At 71.8% G+C, this 21,838-nt stretch carries 21 protein-coding genes; 13 read left to right on the forward strand and 8 right to left on the reverse strand.

Annotated features, from left to right (window positions below; genetic code table 11):
* The first annotated feature begins 74 nt into the window (after positions 1-74).
* From ACTMTU_RS15500 to ACTMTU_RS15515, 4 genes are all read left to right on the forward strand, one after another.
* Positions 75-671: a suppressor of fused domain protein gene (locus tag ACTMTU_RS15500; RefSeq protein WP_441264058.1), complete on the forward strand. Its 597-nt coding sequence runs from the start codon at positions 75-77 to the stop codon at positions 669-671.
* Positions 672-962: 291 nt separating this feature from the next.
* Positions 963-1,601 carry a DUF6758 family protein gene (locus ACTMTU_RS15505; protein WP_441264059.1) on the forward strand — a complete coding sequence of 213 codons (639 nt, stop codon included), beginning with the start codon at positions 963-965 and terminating at the stop codon, positions 1,599-1,601.
* A 133-nt stretch (positions 1,602-1,734) separates the two neighbouring features.
* A complete protein-coding gene (locus ACTMTU_RS15510) occupies positions 1,735-2,598 on the forward strand; it encodes a PHP domain-containing protein (RefSeq protein WP_441264060.1) in 864 nt (287 codons plus the stop codon).
* A 101-nt stretch (positions 2,599-2,699) separates the two neighbouring features.
* Positions 2,700-3,305, forward strand: a complete 606-nt coding sequence (locus ACTMTU_RS15515) for a MarC family protein (RefSeq protein WP_005312320.1) — start codon at positions 2,700-2,702, stop codon at positions 3,303-3,305.
* Between the two features lie 76 nt (positions 3,306-3,381).
* Here ACTMTU_RS15515 and ACTMTU_RS15520 read toward each other — a convergent pair whose 3' ends face one another.
* On the reverse strand, positions 3,382-3,537 hold the full coding sequence (locus ACTMTU_RS15520; RefSeq protein ID WP_441264061.1) for a hypothetical protein: 156 nt from the start codon (positions 3,535-3,537) through the stop codon (positions 3,382-3,384).
* Between the two features lie 180 nt (positions 3,538-3,717).
* Between ACTMTU_RS15520 and ACTMTU_RS15525 the strand changes: the two genes are divergently transcribed.
* Positions 3,718-4,617 carry an NYN domain-containing protein gene (locus ACTMTU_RS15525; protein ID WP_441264062.1) on the forward strand — a complete coding sequence of 300 codons (900 nt, stop codon included), beginning with the start codon at positions 3,718-3,720 and terminating at the stop codon, positions 4,615-4,617.
* Positions 4,618-4,659: 42 nt separating this feature from the next.
* On the opposite strand, the gene ACTMTU_RS15530 is transcribed toward ACTMTU_RS15525, so the two are convergent.
* Together ACTMTU_RS15530 and ACTMTU_RS15535 are read right to left on the reverse strand one after the other, a co-directional pair.
* On the reverse strand, positions 4,660-5,511 hold the full coding sequence (locus tag ACTMTU_RS15530) for an alpha/beta fold hydrolase (RefSeq protein ID WP_441264063.1): 852 nt from the start codon (positions 5,509-5,511) through the stop codon (positions 4,660-4,662).
* A gap of 270 nt (positions 5,512-5,781) precedes the next feature.
* Positions 5,782-8,031 carry a DEAD/DEAH box helicase gene (locus tag ACTMTU_RS15535; protein ID WP_441264064.1) on the reverse strand — a complete coding sequence of 750 codons (2,250 nt, stop codon included), beginning with the start codon at positions 8,029-8,031 and terminating at the stop codon, positions 5,782-5,784.
* Between the two features lie 319 nt (positions 8,032-8,350).
* Between ACTMTU_RS15535 and ACTMTU_RS15540 the strand changes: the two genes are divergently transcribed.
* Positions 8,351-9,085, forward strand: coding sequence for a ferritin-like fold-containing protein (locus ACTMTU_RS15540; protein WP_441264065.1), 735 nt, complete (start codon positions 8,351-8,353; stop codon positions 9,083-9,085).
* 220 nt (positions 9,086-9,305) lie between these two features.
* On the opposite strand, the gene ACTMTU_RS15545 is transcribed toward ACTMTU_RS15540, so the two are convergent.
* From ACTMTU_RS15545 to ACTMTU_RS15560, 4 genes are all read right to left on the reverse strand, one after another.
* The gene (locus ACTMTU_RS15545) at positions 9,306-9,575 is read right to left on the reverse strand and encodes a hypothetical protein (protein WP_441264066.1); all 270 of its coding nucleotides are present in this window, start codon (positions 9,573-9,575) and stop codon (positions 9,306-9,308) included.
* 205 nt (positions 9,576-9,780) lie between these two features.
* A complete protein-coding gene (locus tag ACTMTU_RS15550) occupies positions 9,781-10,008 on the reverse strand; it encodes a DUF3107 domain-containing protein (RefSeq protein ID WP_053556957.1) in 228 nt (75 codons plus the stop codon).
* A 149-nt stretch (positions 10,009-10,157) separates the two neighbouring features.
* Complete coding sequence (locus ACTMTU_RS15555; protein WP_307708158.1) at positions 10,158-10,802, reverse strand: TetR/AcrR family transcriptional regulator; 645 nt, start codon at positions 10,800-10,802, stop codon at positions 10,158-10,160.
* Between the two features lie 243 nt (positions 10,803-11,045).
* Positions 11,046-11,270, reverse strand: a complete 225-nt coding sequence (locus tag ACTMTU_RS15560) for a hypothetical protein (protein ID WP_441264067.1) — start codon at positions 11,268-11,270, stop codon at positions 11,046-11,048.
* A 169-nt stretch (positions 11,271-11,439) separates the two neighbouring features.
* Between ACTMTU_RS15560 and ACTMTU_RS15565 the strand changes: the two genes are divergently transcribed.
* The 7 genes from ACTMTU_RS15565 (at position 11,440) to moeZ (ending at position 20,124) form a co-directional block, all read left to right on the forward strand.
* The gene (locus ACTMTU_RS15565; RefSeq protein ID WP_441264068.1) at positions 11,440-12,405 is read left to right on the forward strand and encodes an alpha/beta fold hydrolase; all 966 of its coding nucleotides are present in this window, start codon (positions 11,440-11,442) and stop codon (positions 12,403-12,405) included.
* A gap of 8 nt (positions 12,406-12,413) precedes the next feature.
* Entirely contained in the window at positions 12,414-13,751 is a 1,338-nt protein-coding gene (locus tag ACTMTU_RS15570) for a DUF3152 domain-containing protein (RefSeq protein ID WP_441264069.1), read from the forward strand.
* A 225-nt stretch (positions 13,752-13,976) separates the two neighbouring features.
* Positions 13,977-15,647 (forward strand): DUF3492 domain-containing protein, encoded by a 1,671-nt coding sequence (locus tag ACTMTU_RS15575; protein ID WP_441264070.1) that lies wholly within the window; start codon positions 13,977-13,979, stop codon positions 15,645-15,647.
* The gene (locus tag ACTMTU_RS15580; RefSeq protein ID WP_441264071.1) at positions 15,644-17,017 is read left to right on the forward strand and encodes a hypothetical protein; all 1,374 of its coding nucleotides are present in this window, start codon (positions 15,644-15,646) and stop codon (positions 17,015-17,017) included. Before ACTMTU_RS15575 ends, ACTMTU_RS15580 begins: the two co-directional genes overlap by 4 nt.
* A gap of 156 nt (positions 17,018-17,173) precedes the next feature.
* Positions 17,174-18,133, forward strand: coding sequence for an NAD-dependent epimerase/dehydratase family protein (locus ACTMTU_RS15585; protein ID WP_159687600.1), 960 nt, complete (start codon positions 17,174-17,176; stop codon positions 18,131-18,133).
* Entirely contained in the window at positions 18,121-18,882 is a 762-nt protein-coding gene (locus ACTMTU_RS15590; RefSeq protein WP_441264072.1) for a spherulation-specific family 4 protein, read from the forward strand. The genes ACTMTU_RS15585 and ACTMTU_RS15590 overlap by 13 nt, the downstream gene beginning before the upstream one ends.
* 63 nt (positions 18,883-18,945) lie before the next feature.
* Positions 18,946-20,124 carry an adenylyltransferase/sulfurtransferase MoeZ gene (gene moeZ, locus ACTMTU_RS15595; protein WP_441264073.1) on the forward strand — a complete coding sequence of 393 codons (1,179 nt, stop codon included), beginning with the start codon at positions 18,946-18,948 and terminating at the stop codon, positions 20,122-20,124.
* 73 nt (positions 20,125-20,197) lie between these two features.
* On the opposite strand, the gene ACTMTU_RS15600 is transcribed toward moeZ, so the two are convergent.
* The gene (locus ACTMTU_RS15600; protein ID WP_441264074.1) at positions 20,198-21,787 is read right to left on the reverse strand and encodes an alpha/beta hydrolase; all 1,590 of its coding nucleotides are present in this window, start codon (positions 21,785-21,787) and stop codon (positions 20,198-20,200) included.
* Between the last annotated feature and the right edge of the window lie 51 nt (positions 21,788-21,838).

The raw sequence follows: 21,838 nt of genomic DNA on the forward strand, positions 1-21,838 counted from the left end.
GCGGCCAAGCCTATCAGCCGACTACGGGTCAATCCCTGTGTTTGCCCGGTCCTTACGCGTTTTATGCTCGCGACATGGAAGACGTTCTTGCTCTTGTCGAAGCCCGGCTGCGCAGCGCCCTCGGGGAACCGGACGCCCGTGCCGCGGTGACCTTCCTGGGCACCGACCGCATCGAGGTGCTCCGCTTCCGGGACCGTGACGGCGACAAGGACATCGTGCGCTACGCCACTCTCGGCATGTCCGCCCACCCGATGACCGACCCCACCGCGGCCCTCGCCGATCCGGTGAAGGGCCCGCGCGCGGAGCTGGTGCTGACCGTGCGGGCCGGGCTCGCCGACACCGACAAGGTGCTGCGGCCGCTCGCGGTCCTGGCCGCGTCCCCGCAGGTGGAGGGCGTGGTCGTGGCGCCGGGCGCGTCGCTCGACGTGGGGGACGCCCTGTGGCCCTCCGCGCCGTTCAGCTCCGTGCTCGTCGCGGAGCCCGGCGGGCTGGTGGAGGACCTGGAGCTGGGCGACCCGATGGACCCGGTGCGCTTCCTGCCTCTGCTGCCCATGACGTCGAACGAGGCGGCATGGAAGAGGGTGCACGGCGCGGCGGAACTCCAGGAACGCTGGCTGATGCACGGGACGGACCTGCGCGATCCGCTGCGCCGGTCCGTGACGCTGGACTGAACCACGCGCCGGTTCAAGGAGGTTGGCCGGGACGCGGTGCATGACGCGGTTTCAGCCCAGGCCCCAGGGTGCGGCCGAGCCTTGTCCGTCCTCACCGGGGCCGCCGCGTCTCCCGGAGCGGGCCGTTGATCCGATCGGGTGACTTCCTCCCGTTCGGACCGTTCGGCGCCGGGCAAGACGTCACATGACCTGATAAGTGATCCATACATTTATTTTCACCGGGCCGGAGGCGCGCTCCGGACGGGTGATCGTCCTTGACGCGGCGTCCACCGGAGAGGACCGTTGACCCTTATGAGGGGCGAACCCAGTTGCCCGAAGTGCGGTGGCCGGGTGAGGGCGCCCGGTCTCTTTGCCGACTCCTGGCAGTGCGATGTGCACGGTGCCGTGCACCCGCTGCAGCCGGTGATCCCGCCCAGTGTCGAGGCCCTCGGTGTCGTCGTGCACCGCGCGCAGGTCCCCGTGTGGATGCCCTGGCCCCTTCCGGTCGGCTGGCTCTACACCGGCGTCGCCTACGCGGGCGACGACCGCAGCGGCGGCCGGGCGACGGCCGTCGCGTGTTCCGGACCGGGGCCGCTCGGCGGCATCGGGGAGCTGCTGCTGATCGCCGAGGAGCTGGGCGTCGGCCTCGGATCCCGTTACGCCGGTATCGACGGTCCGGACCCCGGGCCGCACATCGAAGTGGACAAGCCGTCGCAGGCCAAGGTGCTCGCGGCCGGCCGGCCCACCCCGCTGTGGCATGTCAAGGGCGTCCCCGACGACCGGGCGGTGTTCGCCGGCGAAGCGCGGGGCCTGTGGCTGTGGGCCGTGGTCTGGCCGGAGCAGTCCGGGCTGCTGATGTACGACGAGCTGGTGCTCACGGACCTGCGGGACGCGGGCGCCGAGGTCGAACTGCTGCCGTGCGGGGCCCTGTCGCCGCGACTCCTCTCGTAGCGGGCCGTTCCCTCCGGGCCGCCGAGGGCGGTCGGGGGTGGCGGGGGTGCGCTCCGAGGGCGGCCGGGGCGTGCTGGTGCGGCAGTTATCCTGAGGTGTCCCCTGTCCGCCCCGAGCCCCGGAGTCACGCGTCGTGCGCATCGACCTGCACACCCACTCCACGGCCTCGGACGGCACGGACACCCCGGCCGAGCTGGTGCGTAACGCGGCGGCCGCAGGTCTGGACGTCGTCGCGCTCACCGACCACGACACCACTCGCGGCCACGCGGAGGCCGCCGCGGCCGTCCCTGCGGGAGTGACTCTCGTCACCGGGGCCGAACTCTCCTGCCGCCTCGACGGCATCGGCGTCCACATGCTGGCGTACCTTTTCGACCCCGAGGAGCCCGACCTGCTGCGCGAGCGGGAGCTCGTGCGCGACGACCGGGTGCCGCGCGCCCGGGCGATGGTCGGCAAGCTGCGGGACCTCGGTGTGCCCGTCGAGTGGGGGCAGGTCGCCCGTATCGCCGGGGACGGCTCCGTCGGTCGGCCCCACGTGGCTGAGGCCCTCGTCGAGCTGGGCGTCGTGCCCTCCGTCTCCGACGCCTTCACGCCCCTGTGGCTGGCCGACGGCGGCCGGGCGTACGTGGAGAAGCACGAGCTCGATCCCTTCACGGCGGTCCGCCTGGTCAAGGCCGCCGGCGGCGTCACCGTCCTCGCCCACCCGCTCGCCGTGAAGCGCGGCCGGGTGGTGCCGGAGGCCGCGATCGCGGAGCTCGCCGCGTGCGGCCTCGACGGCATCGAGGTCGACCACATGGACCACGACCAGGAGACCCGCGCCCGGCTGCGCGGCCTCGCCCAGGACCTCGGTCTGCTGACGACCGGCTCCAGCGACTACCACGGCAGCCGCAAGACCTGCCGGCTCGGCGAATACACCACCGATCCCGAGATCTACGGCGAGATCACCCGCCGTGCCACCGGGGCGTTCCCGGTGCCGGGCACGGGCGGAGCCATTTCCTAGGGCGTTCCCGCGCCTGGCGTCCTGACGTCCTCGATCACGCGGGACGCGCCCTCACCCACGCTTGCCCACCTCGTACGACCCTCTCCCGCAAGGCCCTCACTGTGTTCGACGCTGCCGTTTTCGGCTCCCTGTTCCTGACCCTCTTCGTCATCATGGATCCCCCCGGGATCACGCCGATCTTTCTCGCCCTCACCTCAGGGCGCGCCACCAAGGTGCAGCGCCGGATGGCGTGGCAGGCCGTGGCCGTCGCCTTCGGTGTCATCACCGTCTTCGGCATACTCGGCCAGCAGATCCTCGACTATCTGCATGTCTCCGTCCCCGCGCTGATGATCGCCGGCGGACTGTTGCTGCTGCTGATAGCCCTGGATCTGCTCACCGGCAAGACCGACGAGCCCAAGCAGACCAAGGACGTCAACGTGGCGCTGGTGCCGCTGGGCATGCCGCTGCTGGCGGGGCCCGGCGCGATCGTCTCCGTGATCCTCGCCGTGCAGCACGCGGACGGGGCGGGCGAGCAGGTCTCCGTGTGGGCGGCGATCGTCGCCATGCATGTCGTGCTCTGGCTGACCATGCGCTACTCGCTGGTGATCATCCGCCTGATCAAGGACGGCGGCGTGGTCCTGGTGACCCGGCTCGCCGGGATGATGCTCTCCGCGATAGCCGTGCAGCAGATCATCAACGGCGTGACCCAGGTCGTCCAGGGCGCCTGACCGGCGCCGGGACGCAGCACGCCCCCGTACGGTTCGTCCGTACGGGGGCGTCGTGCGTCGTCGAGCTGGTCAGGCGTTATGAAGCAACGTCGGTGTCGGCGGGCCGGATGTAGATGCGCTGGCCGGTGTAGGCGGCCTGCTGCACGATCCGATTGACGGAGGCGGCGTCCACGACCGTACTGTCGACAGCCGTGCCGTCGATGTCGTCCAGTCGCATGATCTCGAAGCGCAAGCGCTTCTCCCTTCGTCTGATCCTCCTGCAGGAGAACTGAGTGGCTGACAGACGGAAGCCTCCGTCCGTGTATATGGGTGACAACGGGATGCATCCTGCAAACATTCCCTACGCTAAGGAAATTTTTCGGATGCCTAACTACTGGCGGGTAGCGCTCCGGGCACGGACAATGAGCCCCGTATGAACGACGCAGAGATCAACCAGATCGCCGGCCGCCTGGAGCGCACCAATGAGCTCCTGCAGCGGATGCTCGCCGAGGTCGCGAAGACTCCCTCCACCCATGCCATCTTCGTCGACGCCGGTTACGTCTATGCTGCGGCCGGGTTGCTTGTGGCGGGCACGGAGGACCGGCGCTCCTTCGACCTCGACGCGGAAGGTCTGATCGAAGCCTTCATCGACAAGGCGCGCACGATCTTCGCCGACAGTCGGCTGCTGCGGGTCTACTGGTACGACGGCGCCCGGCGCCGCATCCACACCTCCGAGCAGCAGGCGATAGCGGAGCTGCCCGACGTCAAGGTGCGCCTCGGCAACCTCAACGCCAACAACCAGCAGAAGGGCGTCGACTCCCTCATCCGCACCGACCTGGAGTCCCTGGCCCGGCACCGCGCCATCAGCGACGCGGCGCTCGTCGGCGGAGACGAGGACCTGGTCTCCGCGGTCGAGGCGGCCCAGGGGTACGGCGCACGGGTCCACCTGTGGGGCATCGAGGCGGGGGAGGGCCGCAACCAGGCGGAGCCGCTGCTGTGGGAGGTCGACAGCCAGCGCACCTTCGACCTCGACTTCTGCCGTCCCTACATCACCCGCAGGCCCGTGACGACCTACGAGAACGAGGGCTCACCGCCGCCCTCGCGTGACGAAGTGCGTTTCGTGGGCGCGCAGATCGCCGCGACCTGGCTGGGCGAGCGCGGTCGCGCCGAGCTGGCCGAACTGCTTCCCGGCCACCCCTACCTGCCCGGGTCCGTCGACCAGGACCTGCTCATCGAGGCGGAACGGCGGCTCCAGCGCTCGCTTCGCGGGCACGCGCTGCTCCGGCGTGCGCTGCGTGACGGCTTCTGGCAGCACCTCCAGTCCCAGTACTGACTGCTCCTGGGGGAGCCGTACGATCCGGCCCCGGCTCCGGCCTCAGTGCTGAGCCCAGAACCGGACGAGCGCGGCGGCGGTCTCCACAGGCCGGTCGGTGTTCGGGGAGTGCTCCGCACCGGCGACCACCGTCCGGTGCGCCCCCAGCTGTTCCGCCATCGCGTCGAGCAGCGGCACCGGCCAGGTGTCGTCCCGTTCGCCCGACAGCACATGCGTGTGCGGCGGCCGTACGGCGGCGAGTTCGGCGACCCTGTCCGGTTCGTTCATCAACTGCCGTCCCGTGGCGAGGAGTTGGGCCGGACTGTGCAGCAGCCATCGGCGCCGCAGGTCCTCACGGTCCTCCGTGGCTTCCTCCGCCGCGTCCTCCGGCGCGTCGAAGGCGAGGATCGCCTCCCACACCTGGTCCATCGGCATCACCGCGAGCGCGTCGCTCAGCAGCTTCACCCGCTGCTGCTGGGCCGGGCTGATCTGCGCCGGCCCGGACGCCATCAGTGTCAGCGTCACGAACGGTGAAGCGTCCATGAGGACGGCGGCGCGGGCGATCTGGCCGCCGAGCGAGTGCCCCACGAGGTGCAGCGGACCGCCCAGCGCCGCCGCCTGGGCCAGTACGTCCCGCGCCAACTCGTCCTGGACGTAGGCGGCTTGATCGGCAGGACCGGCCGTCTCGTACTGGCCGCGGCCGTCGACCGCGACGGCGCGATAGCCGGCCGCGGTCAGCGGCTCGAGCAGCGCGATGAAGTCCTCCTTGCTGCCGGTGTACCCGGGCAGCAGCAGCGCGGTGCCGCGCACGTCCCCGGACGGCCGCGCGTCGAGCACGGCGAACTCGCCGCGCGAGGTGGGGAGCGCGCGGGAACGTGCGCAGGTGGGCGGAACGAAGGTGGGCGGCCGGCTCATGCGGACGAGGCTAACGCGGGGAAGGCCGTACGGGGGCGGGCGGCGCCGATGCGCCGGGCGTGTTCCCCTGTCCCGCCCCTTCCGACCCCCGCCTCGAACGCAGCGGGGCCGGAGTCGCGTAGCAAACTCCGGGCCGGCCGGTCCCGTGGCCGCCGGGCGTGGGGCGATGCCGACGGCGGTGCCGGCTCCGGGCGGAGCCCGGTCCCTCGAAGGAGATGCACAACGGCCCGGCCCCTTCCCGGGGCCGGGCCGTGATGAGATGCGCGGGCGTCAGCTCTCCGGCTGCGCCACCGCCTTGCGCGTACGCGTCCGACGCGGCTTCGCCTCCGGCTCCACGCCGGTCTCGGCGCTCACCGTGGTCTCGGCCGCCACCGCAGCCTTGGGCTCCGCGGTCTTGCGGGCGCGGGTCCGACGGGGCTTGGCCTCGGTGTCGGCCTCGGCGGTCACTGCCGCCTCGGCGGTGTCGACGGCCTTGGCCGCACGCGTCCGCCGGGGCTTCGCCTCGGTGTCGGTCTTGACGGCCTCGGCCGTATCGACGGTCTTGCGGGCGCGGGTCCGGCGCGGCTTCGTCTCGGTGTCGGCCTCGGCGGTCACTGCCGCCTCGGCGGTGTCGACGGCCTTGGCCGCACGCGTCCGGGTCCGGCGCGGCTTGGTCTCGACGACCGCCTCCGCCTCCACCGTCGCGGTGCCGGCCTCGACGGTGTCGACAGCGTCGACCGCGTTCGCGGCACGGGTGCGGCGACGGGGCTTGGCCTCGGGCTCGGACTCGGCCGCGGACTCCGCGACCGCCTCGGCCTCGGCGACGACGGTCTGCGCGGCGCCGCGCGTACGGCGGCGGCGCGGCTTGGACTCCGCCTCCGCCTCCGCCTCCGTCTCGGCCACGGGAGCGGTCTGCTCGACCGTCTCGACGACGGCCGTCGCCTCGGCGGACGCCTGCGCGCCCACCCGGGTGCGACGGCGACGGCGCGGCGTGCGCGGCTCGACGGCCCCTTCGCCGGCGGCCTGCTCGGGAACGACTGCCTCGGCCACGGCCGTCCCGGTGGCCGTCGTCTCCCCGCTGCGGGTGCGGCGACGCTGACGTGGCGTACGCGTACGGGCCGGGCGCTCCTCGCGGGCCGCCGGGGCCGACGCGGTCCGGCGGCCGCGGCCACCGGTCTCGCCGAGGTCCTCGACCTCCTCCGCGGACAGACCGGCGCGCGTGCGCTCGGCGCGCGGCAGGACGCCCTTGGTGCCGGCCGGGATGTTCAGCTCCTCGAACAGGTGCGGCGACGTGGAGTACGTCTCCGGCGGGTCCGGGAAGCCCAGGTCCAGTGTCTTGTTGATGAGCTGCCAGCGCGGGATGTCGTCCCAGTCGACCAGCGTCACGGCGGTGCCCGACGCTCCCGCGCGGCCCGTGCGGCCGATGCGGTGGAGGTAGGTCTTCTCGTCCTCGGGCGACTGGTAGTTGATGACGTGCGTGACACCCTCGACGTCGATGCCTCGCGCGGCGACGTCGGTGCACACGAGTACGTCCACCTTGCCGTTGCGGAACGCGCGCAGCGCCTGCTCACGGGCGCCCTGGCCCAGGTCGCCGTGGACGGCTCCGGAGGCGAAACCGCGGCGTGCGAGCTGGTCGGCGATGTCCGCCGCGGTGCGCTTCGTACGGCAGAAGATCATCGCGAGTCCGCGGCCTTCGGCCTGCAGGATGCGCGAGACCATCTCGGGCTTGTCCATGGAGTGAGCACGGTAGACGCGCTGCGTGGTGTTGCGCACGGTCGCGCCCTCGTCGTCGGGCGAGGTGGCGCTGATGTGCGTGGGCTGCGACATGTAGCGGCGGGCGAGACCGATGACGGCGCCCGGCATGGTCGCGGAGAACAGCATGGTCTGCCGCTTGGCGGGCAGCTGCTGGATGATCTTCTCGACGTCCGGCAGGAAGCCCAGGTCGAGCATCTCGTCGGCCTCGTCGAGGACCAGGGCGCGCACGTGCGAGAGGTCGAGCTTCCTCTGGCCCGCCAGGTCCAGCAGACGCCCGGGCGTGCCGACGATCACGTCGACGCCCTTCTTGAGCGCCTCGACCTGGGGCTCGTACGCCCGGCCGCCGTAGATGGCGAGCACACGGACGTTACGGACCTTGCCGGCGGTCAGCAGGTCGTTGGTGACCTGGGTGCACAGCTCGCGGGTGGGGACGACGACCAGGGCCTGGGGGGCGTCGGTCAGCTGCTCGGGCTTCGCCCGGCCGGCCTCGACGTCCGCGGGGACGGTGACGCGCTCCAGCAGCGGCAGGCCGAATCCGAGGGTCTTGCCGGTGCCGGTCTTGGCCTGGCCGATGACGTCGGAGCCGGAGAGCGCGACGGGGAGCGTCATCTCCTGGATGGGGAAGGGGGAAACGATGCCGACGGCCTCGAGGGCTTCGGCGGTCTCGGGGAGGATCCCGAGATCCCGGAAAGTCTGCGTAGTCAGGGTGTTGCCTCTTCTGTGAGACGCGGCGCGAGGCGAACGCTGGGGGTCGTACCGCACCTGGGTACTGGACCGGCTGTGCATCGGCCGGATGGCGCGGGACCACTGCCGTCGCTCGAGCGCTCGTACCGCTGAGGGGGCCCCTCATCTGCGGTCTTGCGCAACTGTGCGCATGATCCGCGTGGAGGGCGGTCGGGGTCGGAGCCGATCGGGCCACCGACCGGGCATCCTCATTCATCAGACGGCCTACCGAGGGCACAGAAATACTCTGAGCGCTCAGCAGGCGCATTACCACTGTACCCCGGATTCGCGCATGTGTGTTGGGTGAATTCACGAGAACTGTGTTCCCGGCGTGGCTGACCAGGCCCTTCCCCCGTGCGGCGGGCGGGCTATTGTGCCGTTCATGGAGACGCCTGACAACGCCACTGAATCCACCGGTCACACCGGGATCGCCGCCCTGGACTGGGCTGCGGCGTCCGCGGAACCGCAGTACCGTGCCGCCGTCGTGGACCTGCTCGGGGCACTCGCGTACGGCGAGCTGGCGGCATTCGAGCGGCTCGCGGAGGACGCCAAGCTGGCGCCGTCGCTCGGCGACAAGGCCGAGCTGGCGAAGATGGCCTCCGCCGAGTTCCACCACTTCGAGCGGCTGCGCGACCGCCTCACGGCCATCGACGCGGAGCCGACGGCCGCGATGGAGCCGTTCGCCCAGGCCCTGGACGACTTCCACCGGCTGACCGCGCCGTCCGACTGGCTGGAGGGCCTGGTCAAGGCCTACGTGGGCGACTCGATCGCCAGTGACTTCTACCGCGAGGTGGCCGCCCGCCTGGACAGCGACACCCGCGCCCTGGTGCTCGCCGTGCTCGACGACACCGGCCACGGGAACTTCGCCGTGGAGAAGGTCCGTGCCGCGATCGAGGCGGACCCGCGGGTCGGTGGCCGGCTGGCCCTGTGGGCGCGGCGGCTGATGGGAGAGGCCCTGTCCCAGGCACAGCGTGTCGTGGCGGAGCGGGACGCGCTGTCCACGATGCTCGTGGGCGGTGTGGCGGACGGCTTCGACCTGGCAGCGGTCGGTGAGATGTTCTCCCGGATCACCAAGGCTCACACCAAGCGGATGGCCGCACTGGGTCTGGCGGCATAGGAACGGCCTTCACCGGGCGGGGAAAGGCATCGGGAGAGGCCTAAGGTGCGCTTCCCGGGGCCCTGAGTCCCGGCGTCGCCGCCGGGGTCCGGTCCGTCGCCGGGGCGCCTGCCCGGGGCGTCGCCCGGTCCGCCGTCCGGTCGCCTCCCCGGTCCGCCGTCCGGTTCGTCGCCGGTCTCGTCCGCCGGCCGTCCTTGGGGCGGCCGGACGTCGTGCGGGCTCAGAAAGGGAACGCGCGGCGCAGTCTGCGGGTCGACGGGCGGATCAGCAGCGAGAGCAGCACCGCCCCGATCGCCACGGCCCCCAGCAAGGTCGCGAGGCTGTGGCCGGGTCCGAGTGCCACGTGTGTCACGTACGCGCCGAAGAGTGCCCCCGCCGCGCCGGTGGCGAAGACCGCCCTGCGGGAGGGGAGCCGGTCGCCGAGGTGATGGACCGCCGCCCAGGAGAGTGCGAGCCCGAGCAGGACTGAGCCGAGCGATTCCAAGAGCACTGCTGATCTCCTCACGAACGCCGGGCGGGGGCTGGACGGTCGTAGCCCGTACTACCCGGCGTGCACGGAACGCAACCCTCCTTCCGGCGGTTCGGAGCAGCCCTGAGCAGCGAAGAGGGCCCGGCGGTCGTCCCGCCGGGCCCTCTTTCGAACATGCTTCACCACGCTCGCCCGGACACAGCCCGTGGCGTGCGCCGCCGTCGCGCTACAGCGCGCCGAACCCCACGCGCCGCGTCGTCGACTCGCCGATGTCGACGTAGGCGAGCCTGTCGACCGGCACCAGGACCCTGCGGCCCTTCTCGTCCGTGAGGCTGAGCAGCTGCGACTTGCCGGCCAGCGCCTCTGCCACGACGCGCTCGACCTCCTCGGCGGACTCCCCGCTCTCCAGAACGAGCTCCCGGGGCGCGTGCTGCACGCCGATCTTGACCTCCACGGCTATGTCCCTCCGAACGGTCAGTGCGTTGCGCGGTCACCGCGCCGTACGCAGCACACATTAGCCCCAAGGCGGCAGCCGTCAGGCGCCGCCCGGAAACGCCAGGAGCGAACAGCCCGGACGCCGACCCCCCGGCCGGGGGCCCGGTCTCAGTGCTGCTGCTCGGTGCCGTGCAGCGGGAAGCCGGCGATACCGCGCCAGGCCAGCGACGTCAGCAGCTGGACCGCCGTGTCGCGCGGGATGGCCGAGCCGCTGGAGAGCCAGTAACGGGCGACGACCTGGGAGACGCCGCCCAGACCCACCGCCAGCAGCATCGACTCGTCCTTGGACAGGCCCGTGTCCTCCGCGATCACGTCGGAGATGGCCTCGGCGCACTGCAACGACACCCGGTCCACCCGCTCGCGGACGGCGGGCTCGTTGGTCAGGTCCGACTCGAAGACCAGCCGGAACGCACCGCCCTCGTCCTCTACGTAGGCGAAGTAGGCGTCCATGGTGGCGGCGACGCGGAGCTTGTTGTCCGTCGTCGAGGCGAGCGCGCCGCGGACGGCCTGGAGCAGCGATTCGCAGTGCTGGTCCAGGAGCGCCAGGTAGAGCTCGAGCTTGCCCGGGAAGTGCTGGTAGAGCACGGGCTTGCTGACCCCGGCACGCTCGGCGATGTCGTCCATCGCCGCCGAGTGGTATCCCTGAGCCACGAAAACTTCCTGGGCGGCGCCCAGGAGCTGGTTTCTGCGGGCTCGGCGTGGCAGGCGTGTGCCCCGCGGGCGCGCCGCCTCTGTCTGCTCGATGGCTGTCACGCCGCCTCCCAATGTAAGAACAAGCACAGTTCTGACAAGCACAGTTCGGGCAGACTCTTCTTCGACCATGAATTGTCCGGCCCGGCGCGGGGGCTCCGCGCGCGCTGTGCGCCGCGCCCGCCATCGTACTTTTGGGTAACCCGGCTGTGCGTCGTGCGGACGCAGGATTTCACGGACCGGACAGTCTCGGAAGCTGCCGGTTCACGCCCCTTCCCGGGACATACCGGGGCAACGGGCGGCAGGTCACCGGTAGTCGTCCTCGTCGAGTTTGACCACGCGGGTCTGTTCGATGGCATCCGCCTCGTTCGCGGCGGCCGGGTCGACGTGATTCATCGGGTCGTCGCGCTCGGCGCGTACGTCGGTGTGCTGCTCGGCGGCATCGGCCTCTGGGACCTCCGCGGCATGCGTCGCACTGTTCTCGTTGTCTTCTTCCTCGAAGGTCTCGGGATCGGTCGGATCGACTGACATGCGGCACCGCTTTCGATGGAGAGCGCGCTTTTGATTACGAGCCTATGAGGTACTGATTCATGTCGCTACGTGGTGATTCGGTGACGAGGTCCGGGTGCCCGGCGGAACGCGAGTGATGTGTGACACCGAACACATCAAGCACCGCGTGATCGTCTCGTAACATTGCCGCATGTCTTCGACCGAGCTGCCGGGAGCCCGCGCCCTCAGTGCCGCGATGGCCCCGAAGGTCGCGACGGTGCACGTCGCTGACGGCGAGAAGCTCCGTTCCGTGTCCCTGCCCGGGCTCACCCTGACGGTCCGCTCGCGGCCCCCGGCGCGCACCGGACTGCCGCCCGCGCTGTACGTGCACGGACTGGGCGGGTCCTCGCAGAACTGGTCGGCGCTGATGGCGCAGCTCGAGGGCGTCGTGGACGGTGAGGCGATCGACCTGCCCGGCTTCGGGGACTCCCCGCCGCCGGACGACGGCAACTACTCGGTCACCGGTCACGCCAGGGCGGTGATCCGTTTCCTCGACGCGAGCGCCCGCGGCCCCGTGCATCTGCTGGGCAACTCCCTCGGCGGCGCCGTCTGCACCCGCGTCGCGGCCGCCAGGCCCGATCTGGTGCGCACGCTGAGCCTCGTCTCGCCCGCCCTTCCCGAGCTTCGCGTGCAGCGCTCCGCCGTGCCGACCGCGTTGCTCGCGGTGCCGGGAGTCACCGGCCTCTTCGCGCGGATGACCAAGGACTGGACCGCTGAGCGCCGCACGCGCGGGGTGCTGGCGCTCTGTTACGGAGACCCCTCACGGGTGACGGAGGAAGCCCTCCGCCGCGCCGTCGAGGAGATGGAACGGCGGATGAGCCTTCCTTACTTCTGGGACGCGATGACCAGGTCGGCGCGTGGCATCGTGGACGCCTACACCCTCGGCGGACAGCAGGGACTGTGGCGTCAGGCGGAGCGGGTGCTCGCCCCGACCCTCCTCGTCTACGGGCGCAAGGACCTGCTCATCTCGTACCGTATGGCGCGCAAGGCGGCAGCGGCGTTCCGGGGTTCCCGGCTGCTGACGCTCCCGGACGCCGGGCACGTTGCGATGATGGAGTATCCGGAAGCGGTCGCCCAGGCCTTCCGGGAGCTGCTCGACGACTGCGGTAGGAGCTGATCCGGGGCGTGGGACGACACAGCCGCAAGGGCCCTCTTCCGAAGGGAGCCCGCACCGGCGCGGACGGTGGACCGGACTCCGGTGAACGGGAGGCCGTGACCGCCGTACCCGGCAACGGCCGACGCAGGCTCGCGCCGGGGCCCGGTCCCGCCCCCGGGTGGAACGCTCCCGGTCACGGCACCGACCACGGGGTGCCGCACGCCCGCGGCGGGCACCCGGAGCACCGGGAGCCCGGCGGCGGATGGGGGGACTGGCAGGGCACGTCGCCGGAGCAGGGCGCGCAGCGCGTCCAGCCGCCCCAGTCGCGCACCATGACCACCGGGCCGCGTATACCGGGCCCGCGCCGGGAGTACGTCGAGGCCTTCGACCGGGCCCCCGACCCGCGCCCGCCGAGCCCTGACCGGTACTCGCCCGACTATCCCTACGACTCCGTCACCGACTGGGACACGGGGCACGGGCGGCCGCCCGAGATCGCCGCGGACACAGAGGACGTTCCCGACCCGGACGCCGCGCCGGCCGGGGAACCGCCCGCCAAGGGCGGCAAGGGCCGTACGTTCACGGGCATCGCGGCCGCCGCGGTGACCACCGTGCTCGCCGTGGTGGTGGCCGGACAGGTCGCGACGGACCGGTCGGGTGAGATCGGCTCGCAGGCGTCCGGCGAGGAGCGGGAGGCGCAGCAGCGGCCCGACCGCTCGGAGGGCAGGCCCACCCCGCCCCAGGCCGCGAAACCCCCGGCAGCGCCCCCGACCTACCAGCAGCTGATGACGCGGCAGTTCCCGATCGACCCGGACCTCAAGGCCTCCGGTGACTTCGAGGCCGTTCCCGGCTTCGACAAGGCGCCCGGCAAGGGCCGCAAGGTCAGCTACCGCATCGATGTCGAGAAGGGCCTCGGCCTGGACGTCGGCCTCTTCGCCAGGGCCGTCCAGGAGACGCTGAACGACGACCGCAGCTGGGCGCACGGCGGGGCCATGACCTTCGAGCGGATCTCGTCAGGCGCGGCCGAGTTCGTCATCACGCTGGCCAGTCCCGGGACGACCGCCGTCTGGTGCGCGAAGTCCGGGCTCGACACGACCGTGGACAACGTCTCCTGCGACTCCGCCTCGACGGAGCGCGTGATGATCAACGCGTTCCGGTGGGCGCAGGGCGCGGAGACCTACGGCGACGACGCGATGCTGGCGTATCGCCAGATGCTCATCAATCACGAGGTCGGGCACCGCCTCGGCTACAACCACGTGAACTGCTCCACCCCGGGTGCCCTCGCGCCCGTGATGCAGCAGCAGACCAAGACGCTGGACGTCGGCGGCATCAAATGCCGGGCCAATCCATGGGTGTACCCCGGCGATTGAGCCATCCCTTCCGCGTGATGGCCGCAGCTTGACCCTACGTAGGCAAGTGGCACCGTAGCGCGACAGAACGCTACCCGGCAGCGAAAGTTACGTGCATTCACCCCTTCCGGTGGCGCGACGGACAACCGTCCGTCGCGCCACCGGCATGTCCGCTTAACGTCGTTCCGCTGTGAGTCGCCGGAAATCAACGGCGGCCGCCCACAACGGGAGATCGGGGGTGCACCTGTGCGGATCGGATTGCTCACGGAGGGTGGTTACCCGTATGCGACCGGTGAGTCCAGGCTCTGGTGCGACCGGCTGGTGCGCGGGCTCGAGCAGCACGAGTTCGACCTGTACGCCCTCAGCCGGAGCGCTCAGCAGGAGAAGCGCGGCTGCATCCAGCTCCCCCCGCAGGTTCGCAGGGTCCGTACGGCGGCCCTGTGGGCGCCGGCGGACGACGGCCGGACCTACGGGCGGCGTGAACGCCGGCGCTTCGCGGGCCATTTCAAGGACCTCGCCGCCGCGGTGTGCGCCGACGGCGACGGATTCGCCGAGGGGCTGTACGGACTGGCGGAACTCGCCCGTGAGCACGGCGGGCTGTACGCCGCCCTCCGCTCGGAGACGGCCGTGCGCGCCCTCGAGTCGGCCTGCCGGGCGCCCGGCACACGCCGCACCGTCCACGGCGCGACGGTGGTGGACCATCTGGCCTTCGCCGACCGGCTCGAACGAGCCCTGCGCCCTCTCCTCCTCGACTGGTACGACGAGGACGGCCTCGGCGCGGTGGACCTCTGCCACGCGGCGGCCGGTGGATCGGCAGCCCTGCCCGGCCTGTTGGCCAAACGCTTCTGCGGAGTCCCGCTGCTGGTCACCGAGTACGGCGTCCAGCTACGCGCCCACTACCTCGCTGCCACCGACGCCGGGTTGAGCACACCGGTCCGGGCCCTCCTCGCCGCCTTCCACGGCCGGCTGGCCGCGGAGGTCTACCGGCAGGCGTCCGTCATCACGCCCGGCAACACCCACGCACGGCGCTGGCAGGAGAGGTGCGGCGCGGCCCGCGAGAAGCTGCGCACGGTCTATCCAGGCATGGAGGCGGATCGTTTCGCGGCCGTCGGCGAGAGCGGCGACACCGGCGATCCGCACACCCTCGTCTGGGTCGGACGGATCGAGCCGTCCAAGGACCTCATCTCCCTGCTCCACGCCTTCGCCGAGACCCGCAAGGCGGAACCGCTCGCCAGGCTCCGACTGTTCGGCGCGCCCGCGCAGAGCCCGGAAGCCGTCACCTATCTCGCTCACTGCAAGGCGCTCGCGGCTCAGCTCTTCCCCGACGAGGCCGACGGCGCCCATGCCGTCGGCGACAACCCGGTCTCCTTCGAGGAGATCGGGGGCCCCGAGGCGCCGGAGCTCGTCGACGCCTACGCGGCAGGGGGAGTGGTCGTCCTGTCCAGCGTCGTCGAGGGCTTCCCGATCAGCCTCGTGGAGGCGATGTTCTGCGGTCGCGCGACCGTGTCCACGGACGTGGGCGCGGTCGTGGAGGTCATCGGCGGCACCGGGCTCGTCGTGCCCCCGCGCAATCCGCGGGCGCTCGCCGACGCCTGCGTCTCCCTGCTGCGTGACGGCGCACGACGGGAGCGACTCGGCGCCGCGGCGCGCGCCCGCGCACTCGAACTCTTCACGGTGGAACAGAACCTGACGGCATTTCGCGGCATCTATCTGGAGCTGATGTCGCATTCGCCGGTCCAGCGGGACGTCGTCGACGCCGACGGCGGGCCGCTGCCCTTCGCGCACCCGGCCGAGTGTCACGTCCCGGCGCCCTGGACCGGCGCGACGGCCCGCCCCCGCACCCCCAGTTGGGCCGAGGAGCCGCGTCTCGTCGCGGCCGGAGCCCCACCGGAGACGGCGAAGGAGACACAGCCATGACGGCCCCCAGAGTCACCGGGAGCACGGCGCACGCGGACCCGGCCGGCGCCGGGCGGGCCACCGACCCGGCCCTGGCCCTCGCGGCCCTCACCCAGCTCCACGAGGAACTGGCCGCCGCGACCGCCGCCGAGGCGGGCCACCGGCCGGACACGGCGGCGGAGCCGTCAGCGGAGGCCGGCGGCGCGCCGCGACCGGGCGCCCGGACGGACGACGACGGGACGGGCGCCGTACGCCCGGGGGAGTCTCGGTCATCCGCCGCCGCCCCGGGCGCCGCGGACGGCGGCCCCGGCGGTGCGCGGCAAGGACGCCGGGGACCTGCCGACCCGGTCAAGGCGCTCATGCACCGCCACCGCGAACTGTGCGAGCAGGCCGTCGACCCGCTGGAGATCGCGGCGGGTCTCGAGGCGCACGGAGTCACGGACCGCACCGCGGCACGCTTCCGCCACCGCGATGTCTTCGCTCTCGCCGAGGAGATGTACGCGCGTGTGCCCCGAGGCAAGGAGCACACCGCCGCCCCCGTCCGGCCGGCGCGCGCCGCCGATCCGCGCGCCGGCCGGGCCTTCCTCGCCCCGGGGCTCCTCCTGGCACTGCTGCCGGGCGCCGTGTGCGCCCTCACGGTCGCCGGCGCCGCGGCCACCGGAGGGGCGCTCCGGCTCGTGGTCGGCGTGGCCGGCGCCGCCGCGGTGGCCGTCACGGTCGCGCTGTGCCTGCGCCGAGGGCCCCTGCGCGCGAAGGGCCGCGGCATCGCCTCCGTACGGATGTGGACGTTGTGCCTGCTCGCCCACGCTGCCTACGGTCAGGGGCTCCTGCGCGAGGTGACCACCGGCGGCCCCGACGGCGCCTGGCCCATGGACCCCGCGCCGCTCGTGGGACTCGCGCTGGCCGTCGCCCCGGCCGCCTGGTGCGCCCACCTCTTCTCCGTGCTCGCCCGGCGCAGGCTCGAACGGAGCCGGGGCCTCGACGAGTTCGCCGCCGGGGCCCGGCCGCTGCTCCTCGCGGCGCTCGTCCTGTACGCGGGCACGCTCATGGCGCTGCTCGCGGCGACCGGGCTGGTGCTCCCCGGCGCCGCACTCGCCCCGACGGCCGCGCTCGGCACGCTGCTGTTCCTCGCTCGTCTGCTCATCGTCCATGGCTTCGCGGGACCCGCGGCCACCGCACTGGCCGCCGCGTGCGCCGCCGAAGCGGCCGCCCCGGCCCTGCTGCTGGCGGGACGCCTGCCCGGTCTCGAAGCCCTGGCCCGTCCCGTGGAGGCGATCGTCGCCGCCTGGGGCGTGGCGGCCGTACCGGCTCTCGCCTGTGGCGTCGCCGGTCTCGGGCTGCTCGCCCACGCCGTACCGGCACTGTCCCGGGCCTCGGCACACACCCCCTGACCTGCTCTGAACGCCGCCGTCGCATCCGCCGCACTCCGCGGAGCCGACACCTCGGAGTAACCGGCCGCCATGGCACCGACAGCAACATTTCTAAGGAGAAAGCCACATGACACCGAAACACCCAGCTCCGGCCCGTCGGCCCCGAGGAGCCGCGCGATGAGGGTGCTCCTGCTCGGTGCCAATGGATTCCTCGGCCGATTCGTCGCCGACCGGCTGCTCGCCGACCCGGCCGTGCACCTCACCGCCCTGGGCCGCGGCGACGACGCCGATGTCCGTTTCGATCTCTCCGGCGGCAGCCCGGGAGCGCTGACCCGCTTCCTGGGCGCCGTGCACCCCGGTGTCGTCATCAACTGCGCGGGCGCAACCCGCGGCGGGGCCCGCGAACTGACCAGACACAACACCGTCGCTGTCGCGACCGTCTGCGAGGCGCTGCGCCGCAGCGGCTGCGGCGCCCGGCTGGTCCAGGTCGGCTGTGCGTCCGAGTACGGCCCCTCGCAGCAGGGCTCGTCGACCGCGGAGGACGCCGTCCCCCGCCCCGGCGGCCCCTACGGGGTGAGCAAGCTCGCCGCCACCGAGCTGGTGCTCGGCTCGGGTCTGGACGCCGTCGTCCTGCGCGTCTTCTCTCCCGTCGGCCCCGGCACACCGGCCGGCTCCCCGCTCGGCCGGCTCGCCGAAGCCATGCGGCGCGCCATGCAGTCCGGCGACGGGGAGCTCAAACTCAGCGGCCTCGGCGTACAGCGTGACTTCGTCGACGTGCGGGACGTGGCGCGCGCCGTGCACGCCGCCTCGCTCTCGGCGGCGCAGGGCGTCGTCAACATCGGCACGGGCCGGGCCGTGAAGCTCAGGGACGCCGCGTCGATCCTCGCCAGGGTCGCCGGCTACGCGGGCGCCCTGCACGAGCTGGACGCGCCGCCCGGCCGCCCGGTCATCGGCAGCCCGCGCTCCGAGTCGATCGTGGAGCACCTCGCCGCGACCCCCTCCCCTTATCCGGACGGCTGCGGAACCTGGCAGCAGGCGGACGTGCGTACCGCCCGCGACCGGCTCGGCTGGCGTCCCCGTATCAACCTCGAGGAGTCCCTCGCCGACATCTGGATGGAGGCGGCATGCCGCATCTGACCACCACGGACACACCGCTGTCCGCCACCGGCGCGGAAAGGCTGGGGTTCGGTGTTCCCGGCTACGCGCATCCCTTGCTCGCTCCCACCGAGTGGGCCGAGCTGACCCGGCCGGGGGCACCGCTGCACTGGGTCGTCCTCAACGTCGCGGCAGGGCCGGGCGACCGGCCCGACCCGCACTGTCTGGACGCCGTCGGCCGGCTGCGCAACGCAGGCGTGCGGGTCCTGGGGCACCTCGACATGTCCCACGGATCGCGGGCCTTCGGCGACCTGGTGCGTGACGCCCAGCACTTCTTCGACTGGTACAAGGTCGACGGCTTCCTGCTGGACCGCTGTCCCACGGAGCGGGCCGATCTGGCGAACGTGCGCCGGACCACAGCCACTCTGGACGCCGTGGTGGACGGCGGGCACCTGGTGCTGGGGCATGGTTCGCATCCGTATCCCGGCTACGCGGAGGCCGCGGACCAGCTGGTCACCTTCTCCGGGCCGTGGGCGGAGTACCGCTGGTCACAGGTGGCGGAGTGGACGGCCGAATATCCGCCGGAACGGTTCGTCCACTTCGTCCATGGCGTGCCCCGTACTCACCTGGAGGAGGCCACCCGCATCGCCCGGTGGCAGGGCGCGGGCACCATCTTCTTCACCGACCGGGGCGGCCGGTGGGAGGGAAAGGGTCATATCGGACCATTCGAGACACTGCCCGGCTACTGGGACGAAATCGTCTCGCAGATCGGACGTGGTGTCTCGGAATGAGAAGGGCCGTGGCAGTGTTACGAGGAGAACAACCGTACTGACATACCGACCGACGGAGCCCCCGTGTCGCTGCCACCCCTGGTCGAGCCCGCAGCCGAGCTCACCGTAGACGAGGTCCGCAGGTACTCCCGCCACCTGATCATCCCGGATGTCGGGATGGACGGGCAGAAGCGGCTGAAGAACGCCAAGGTGCTCGCCGTGGGTGCGGGCGGACTCGGCTCGCCGGCCCTGATGTACCTGGCGGCCGCCGGTGTCGGCACGCTCGGCATCGTGGAGTTCGACGAGGTCGACGAGTCCAACCTGCAACGCCAGATCATCCACAGCCAGGCCGACATCGGCCGTTCCAAGGCCGAATCCGCCCGTGACAGCGTCAAGGGCATCAACCCGTACGTGAACGTCGTCCTCCACGAAGAGCGGCTCGAGGCCGACAACGTGATGGAGATCTTCAGCCAGTACGACCTGATCGTCGACGGCACGGACAACTTCGCCACGCGCTACCTGGTCAACGACGCCTGTGTGCTGCTGAACAAGCCGTACGTGTGGGGTTCGATCTACCGCTTCGACGGCCAGGCCTCCGTCTTCTGGTCCGAGCACGGGCCCTGCTACCGCTGCCTCTACCCGGAGCCCCCGCCGCCGGGCATGGTCCCGAGCTGCGCCGAGGGCGGCGTGCTCGGCGTGCTCTGCGCGTCCATCGGCTCGATCCAGGTGAACGAGGCCATCAAGCTGCTCGCCGGCATCGGTGAGCCGCTGGTCGGCCGGCTCATGATCTACGACGCCCTCGAGATGCAGTACCGCCAGGTGAAGGTCCGCAAGGACCCGAACTGCGCGGTCTGCGGCGAAAACCCCACCGTCACCGAGCTCATCGACTACGAGGCCTTCTGCGGCGTCGTGTCCGAGGAGGCCCAGGAGGCGGCGGCCGGCGCGACGATCACTCCCAAGCAGCTCAAGGAGTGGATCGACGACGGCGAGAACATCGACATCATCGATGTCCGCGAGGTCAACGAGTACGAGATCGTCTCGATCCCGGGTGCACGGCTGATCCCCAAGAACGAGTTCCTGATGGGCACCGCCCTCCAGGACCTGCCCCAGGACAAGAAGATCGTCCTGCATTGCAAGACGGGTGTCCGCAGTGCGGAAGTCCTCGCCGTGCTGAAGTCGGCGGGCTTCGCCGACGCGGTGCACGTCGGCGGCGGCGTCATCGGCTGGGTCAACCAGATCGAGCCGGAGAAGCCGGTCTACTGATCGCCCCGGCAACAGACAGGCCCCGGACCGCGTCGAGCGGTCCGGGGCCTTCGTCGTGCCGGCTGCGGGCACCTCAGGAGGTGCAGGTACTGCCGTTCTGCGGGACCTTGCCCGCGAGCAGATAGGCATCCACGGCCTCCGTCACGCACGTCCCGCTTCCGTAGGCGCCGTGGCCTTCACCCTTGTTGGTGAGCAGTACGCCGACGCCCTTGCCGAGCTCGTCGGCCATCTTCTTCGCACCCTCGTACGGGGTCGCCGGGTCGCCCGTCGTACCGATCACCAGGACGGGCGCCGCGCCCTCCGCCGAGACCTCCGGCGTCTCCCACTCGCCGGGCACCGGCCACTCGGCGCACCAGCCGGCCAGGTCCCACGCCAGATACGGGCCGAAGACCGGGGACACGTCGGTGAACTCGGCGAGATGACGCGAACGCACCTCGGCGGGCAGCACCCGGCCCTTGGCGTCGGCGCACGAAATGGCGCGCTGCGCATGGCTCTGGGTGCCGTAACGGCCGCTCGCGTCACGGTCGTTGTACGAGTCGGCCATCAGCAGCAGCCCCGTGCCGTCGCCCTGCTCCGCCGCGTCCAGTGCCTGGGTCAGGTACTTCCAGCTGCTCTGCGAGTACAGCGGCTGGATGATCCCGGTCAGCGCGAGGCTCTCGGTGAGCCGTCGCCCGTCGGCCGCGGTTATCGGCTTGCGGTCGAGCTGCCGCAGCAGTTTCACGACGCGTCCGGTGCCTTCTTCCGCGCTGATGCCCCGGCTCTTGAAGTAGTTCTCCAGGGCGCGCTGGAATCCGCGTGCCTGGTTGCGCGAGTGCCCGGCGTAGTCGGCGGACGGGTCGACCACGGCGTCGAGGACCAGCCGCCCGACGTTCTTCGGGTACAGGTGGGCGTAGACGCCGCCCAGCTCGGTGCCGTAGGAGAAGCCCAGATAGTGGAGCTTGTCGTCGCCGAGGACGTGGCGTATCAGGTCCATGTCGCGTGCGGCGTTCGCCGTGCCGACGTGCGGGACGACCCGGCCGGACCGCTCGGCGCAGCCCTTGCCGAAGGCCGCCGCGTCGGCCATGTAGGTCTTCTCCTCCGCCGCGGTGTCCGGAGTGGCGTCCAGGCCCAGCGACCTCGCCGTCTCCTTGTCGCCACGGCACACCACCGCGGAGCTCTCCGCCACACCGCGCGGGTCGAAGCCGACCAGGTCGTAGCGGCTGTGCAGGCTGCCGTAGCCCTCGGCCGCCCGCGGCAGCGCCGCCACGCCGGAGCCGCCGGGGCCGCCGAAGTTGAAGAGCAGCGAGCCGATGCGTTTCTCGGGGTCCTTTGCCTTGGAACGGATCAGCGCGATGCCGATGGTCTCCCCGGCCGGGTCGCCGTAGTCCAGCGGGGCCTCGACCGTGGCGCACTGCCACTGGCCGCCGGGCGCCTGCGCGGAGCTGCCGTACGCCTTGGTCGGGGCCTCGCAGCGCTTCCAATCGGGCTTCTGCCCGGTCAGCACGGCCGGCAGGGCGGGATCACCGGCAGGGCTCGCCGCGGGGGAGGAGCCGGCGGAGGACGGGGATTCGCCGTTGCGCGCGTCGCCGGTCCCGTCGCTCCCGTCCCCGCTGCATCCGGCCGCGCCGGCCGCCACGAGGATCGTCGCCGTTGCCAGGGCCACTGCTCGCACCCGATGTCTCATCCCACACATCCCAACGGTCGTCGAAGGCAGTTTCGACATCCTAGGCAGGGC

Origin of the sequence: Streptomyces sp. OZ13 (assembly GCF_052068155.1) — a bacterium.
In the GTDB taxonomy this organism is placed as follows: Bacteria; Actinomycetota; Actinomycetes; order Streptomycetales; family Streptomycetaceae; genus Streptomyces.